Annotated in this window: 5 protein-coding genes and 1 pseudogene; 3 read left to right on the top strand and 3 right to left on the bottom strand. The window is 69.7% G+C overall.

Going from position 1 to position 4,699, the window contains the following annotated elements:
• From ACWD01_RS37220 to ACWD01_RS37210, 3 genes are all read right to left on the bottom strand, one after another.
• Positions 1-257, bottom strand: a 257-nt coding sequence (locus tag ACWD01_RS37220; protein ID WP_451168391.1) for a hypothetical protein, incomplete at its 3' end; no start/stop codon positions are given.
• A gap of 13 nt (positions 258-270) precedes the next feature.
• A complete protein-coding gene (locus tag ACWD01_RS37215) occupies positions 271-1,716 on the bottom strand; it encodes an FHIPEP family type III secretion protein (protein ID WP_451168389.1) in 1,446 nt (481 codons plus the stop codon).
• Positions 1,713-1,862: a hypothetical protein gene (locus tag ACWD01_RS37210; RefSeq protein WP_451168387.1), complete on the bottom strand. Its 150-nt coding sequence runs from the start codon at positions 1,860-1,862 to the stop codon at positions 1,713-1,715. The genes ACWD01_RS37215 and ACWD01_RS37210 overlap by 4 nt, the downstream gene beginning before the upstream one ends.
• Positions 1,863-2,623: 761 nt before the next feature.
• On the opposite strand from ACWD01_RS37210, the gene ACWD01_RS37205 reads away from it, so the two are divergent.
• The 3 genes and pseudogenes from ACWD01_RS37205 to ACWD01_RS37195 all read left to right on the top strand — a co-directional run.
• Entirely contained in the window at positions 2,624-2,950 is a 327-nt protein-coding gene (locus ACWD01_RS37205) for a hypothetical protein (RefSeq protein WP_451168385.1), read from the top strand.
• Entirely contained in the window at positions 2,947-3,615 is a 669-nt protein-coding gene (locus tag ACWD01_RS37200) for a nucleotidyl transferase AbiEii/AbiGii toxin family protein (protein ID WP_451168383.1), read from the top strand. The genes ACWD01_RS37205 and ACWD01_RS37200 overlap by 4 nt, the downstream gene beginning before the upstream one ends.
• Before the next feature lie 161 nt (positions 3,616-3,776).
• Positions 3,777-4,547, top strand: a pseudogene (locus tag ACWD01_RS37195) (IS3 family transposase); the annotation flags it as partial.
• Between the last annotated feature and the right edge of the window lie 152 nt (positions 4,548-4,699).

Raw genomic sequence — 4,699 nt, 5'->3', positions numbered from 1 at the left:
GATGAAAGCGGCGGCCCGAGTGCCACATCGACTGTCGCCCGATGGGCGCGAAACCGCTCGGGCCTGCACGCGGCAGCGGACGCCGTCGGCTCCTCTTCCGACCAGGTCATGACGAACGGGTACTCGGCGCGCACAAGCGGAGCCATCAGTTCTCGGGCGTCCTGTGAACCGGTGACCAGCGACAGAGTCGGGCCGTCCACCTCGACCGCCTGCCGCAGCCAGTGCAGGAACCGGATGCGTGCCGCCCTGCGTTCCACGGCGGCGGGCGGGTTATGCCGGCCCAGCAGGGCAAGCCTCGTGCCCGGCGGGGACACGGATGCTCCGATGGCCGGCTCCCGCTGCCACGAGTCGGTGCCGCAGCCCCTCCCGCGCGGCCCGGCACAAACTGCGCGTCGGAGCCGTCATCCCTCCCGCCTCCCGCAGCGCGCGCAGGACCGACCGCCAGTCGGTGATCGGTACACCGTCCGTCACGAGCGCCTGCAGAACCCAGGTGAGCTTCAGCACGGCGGCCCTGTCCGTCAGCACCGAGCTAACGAGTCCGTCGTCGTCCTCCTTGGTCCAGCCCTCGACGAGTCCGTCCACCTCCTGGGGGCCGAGGTAGTGCACGAGGTGGGTTCTGAGGGCCAGTTCCAGCTGGTGAATCAGGTACTCGGCGGCCGTGACGCGCTCGCTTTCCTCGTCGTCGTCATGGCCGGCCGGGTACAGAAGCCACGAGCCGCGCGCTCCGGTCAGCGGGTGCACGCTCGTCGGTTCCGCGTACCGATCCGGCGCCCCGCGCCCCGCCCGCCCGACGACGTACTGCGCATCAGGGGCGACGAAGCCGCTGAGCACGGGCACCTCGTCGACCTGGATCTCGTACTCGTGTGCCGAGAGGGAAACGGTGCCACGTGCCCGGACCCCCGGGACCCGCACCCCCGTGTCCGCCAGGATGCGGTCCTTCATGGCGGGGATGAGCTCGTACAGGAACCGACCGCCGTCCTGCCTGGAGTCCGCGAGGGGCACCAGGGCATCACCGATCTCGTAGACGATCGGCGTGACCACCGGAAGGAACTGCCCCGGAGTCTGTGCCGACGGCTGCGGCAGCAGGCCCGGCAGATGGTCCAGGCGTGTGCCGAGGCGGTCTCGCAACTGCCGGGACGTGGCGGTCTCGGGCAGTGCCTCCCCGGAGTCCGCCTGCCCGGCACCTCCCAGCACGTCGTCCACCAGCCAGTATTCGTCCAGGCTCGTGATCCGGCTCGTCAGGCTGTCGATGAGCGGGCCGTCGGCTCCGGGCTGAGCCAGGGCGGCCCGGTACTCGGTACGGGCGGCCGCCGCCTCGCCCGCCACCGCCAGTCTGACGATGCGGCCGGCTCGCGACGTCTGCCGGACCCGGGCGGCACGAAGGCTCCAGCTCTCCTCGTCGTAGACGACCTCCGCACCCGGCCTGACCACTGTCAAGCCATGGTCCCGGCTGCGCTGTTGCAGGGTGCGCACGTCGGCGCGCGGCGCGGAGACGGGCCGGCCCGCACGCAGGAGCATGAAGTCCGCACCCCGCCAGCCGGCCCCGCTCGCGGCGGCGGGGCCCGCCGGTGTCACCGTTCCCTCCCGTACCTCGAGGCCGGGCCCCGACGACCACGTGGATTCATCCGACCTGAACGAGCCGACCAGCAACTGGTATGTTTCCGGGCCGTCCTGGCCCGCCTGTAAGCGTGCGGTGCCCGCGACGGGTACGGTCACCCCGGTACTGCCGACAGCGCCTCGAGCCGGCGGACGAGGTTCCACGCCACGGCCGTGGAACCGGTGACGTCACCGTGATAGTCGAGCAGTCGGCCCAGATCCTCGATGGAATTGACGATGTCGCGCAGGCGTGACCGACGTTCCATACGAAAGAGAGCCAGCGACACCGTCAGGGAGCCGGCACCCATGGCACCCAGGGGGATGACGGTGTCCGGGTCGGCCGAGATGGTGGGCGAACTCTGTGCTCGCAGCGTCTCGGTTCCGATGACGACCAGCTCCGGAACGCCCCCGGACCGGTCTGCGCCTGTCGTTCGAGCAGCGCGACACAGAGCAGATCGAGCCAGGACCGATGGGCGCTCCCCGCGTCCACGACGACCTCGCGGATGCCAAGGTGACGCTCCCGCTCCGGACCGGGGCCCGGACTTCGGACACTCCGTCCGATACTCTCCACCGGACGGCCCTCACGGGCGGGACCCGTCCTGTTGAGAAGATCGCGCCACCGCCCGGTCAGGGGATCGTGAGGCGGACCCGTGAGCCCTCCATCATGCGTTCCCCCGGGACTCCGTGGCGGGCACATCCGCCAGCTCGCGGCGAAGTTCCTCGACGCGCTCCGCCGATCCGGGCCGGGTGGGGCGCAGCCGGTCGGGCTGCGCCCCGGTGACGGGCGTCAGGCCGGCACGGGCGGGGCGTCGGCGTACTCCGCGCCGGGCTCCGACCGGAACGGCTCGCCGGTGGCGGCGTCCGTCCAGTAGGCGCCGAAGATCTCGGCCCGGTTGAGCAGGTGGGCAGTGCAGTCGCTCAGTCGCCAGCCAAGAACACGGGAAGTGTCGTCGGCGCACCGGAACGTGCAGTGTCGGGGCGCCGCACACCGCACCCGACAAGGGATACTGAGAGGGTGAATGGAGACGTGTCGCTGCACCCCCGGTGGAGCCACCTGGCCGACCGCCTGCCCCGGTCCCTGGAAGAGCTGCACGGGCCGGCAACAGGTGTGGTGCGCCTGCCGCAGCACCTGGCCTGGTCCGGCCTGACAGAGTTCGACCTCGCCGACGAGCGGCTCGTGATCGGCCTCTACCGCATCGTGCTGAACAACGGGCACCGCGACGATCTGGTGACCTACCTCAACAGCAACCTGCTGCGCCACTACTGGCCCATCCTGCGCCGCGTGGTGGGCAAACCGCTGCGTACCTGCTGGGAACAGCGCTTCCCGGCGCTTTCTCCCGCCGCCGCGGCGTGAAACTTCCCCCGCTGCACCAGCGGCTCCTGGCCGACGCCCTCGACGCCGGCGCCTCCTACGGTCTCGTCCTGGCAGGCGGCTACGCCGTCCAGGCCCACGACCTGGTATCGCGACTCAGCCAGGATCTGGACTTCGCCACCACCCACCAGGCAGGGCTGGATGTGATCACCAGCCATCTCGTCGAGGCGCTGACACACAAGGGATGGCAGGTCGGCGTCATCGAGGTGGCTCCCCGCATGTCCCGACTCACCGCCACCGACACGGCCACGGGTGAAACCTGCGAGCTCGACATCCTCAAAGAGGTCTTCACCCGGCCCCCCACACAGACGAGCGCGGGACCGGTGCTGTCGGTCGACGACACGATCGGGCTGAAAACCCGGGCCGTCCACGACCGCGGCTTCCCCCGCGACCTCCTCGACGTCTTCAGCGCCCGCCACCTCTACAGCACCCTCGAAATGGAACAACTCGGCGCCCAGCACGACGAAGACTTCGACCTCGAAGAACTCCACACCCGCCTCGAAGCAGCCGACTACACCTCCGACCACGAATTCGCCGCCTACGGCATGACACCCGACGACATCACCCAACTACGCCAATGGATCCAGAACTGGGCAACCGACCTCGCCCTACGCCTGGCCACCCCATACGACGAGAACACCGAATAACCCGGACAACACCACCATGAGCTGCCCCCGGTTTCGTGGAGTCCCTGAAGCCAGGCTTATGATCCTGGCCCGAAGAAGAACCACGAGCAGTACCACCACCACGTAAATACGCGGACGAGCTCCGTGAGCGGGCGGTCCGCGAGGTCCGCACGACGGGCCGTCCGATCGCGCACATCTCCAAGGACCTGGGCATCCACAAGGAGGCCCTGCGCGGCTGGGTCCGCCAGGCCGAGGCGGACACCGGGGAACGCGACGACCGGCTGACCACCGCCGAGCGTGAGGACCTGAAGCAACCCCGCAAAGAAGTAGCAGAGTTGAGGCGGGCGAACGACATCCTCAAAGCGGCGAGTGGCGCTTTTTTACCCAGGAGCTCGACCGTCCCCGGACGAGGCCGGCCAGGTGATCGACGACCTGAAGGAGAACGGCTTCGGGCTCGGGCCCGTATCCCGGGTGCTCGGCTGGTCGAGTCCGCCTACTACGCCCGCAAGAAGCAGCCGAAGTCCGCGCGCCGGCTCCGGGACGAGCAGCTCATGCCGCTGATCGAGCAGATCCACGCCGAGTCGGGCGGCACCTATGGGACCCGGTGGAACACACGCGCGCTGCGGCGCAAGGGCATCGACGTGGCCCGCTGCACTGTCGAGCGGCTGATGCGCGAGCTGGGCCTGGAGGGCGTGATCCGCGGACAGCGGCGGCGGACCACCGTGCCGGAACCGTCGGCGCCCCGCCCGCCAGACCTGGTCGACCGCGACTTCACCGCCTCGCGGCCGGACCAGCTCTGGGTGGCGGACATGACGTATGTTCGCACCTGGTCCGGCTGGGCGTATGTGGCACTCGTCCTGGACGTGTTCTCGCGGACGATCGTCGGCTGGCAGGTCGCGAACCACATGCGCAGTCAACTTGACCCGGTCCTGAAGGGCCGGGCTTGGAGGTAGCGCCCAACTGGCTGCTGGGTTGGCTCCTCCGTCCAGACACCCCTATGGGGTGGCAGGGACGCGTGACTCACGCCCCGCAGTCCACACCGTCTCGCCCTTGCGGCCGATGTTGTGGGACGCGTTGTCGTCCGCGTGCATGAGGGCCCCGCAGG

The organism is Streptomyces sp. NPDC002835 (assembly GCF_053591995.1).
This window is presented reverse-complemented; position numbering and strand designations above follow the sequence as displayed.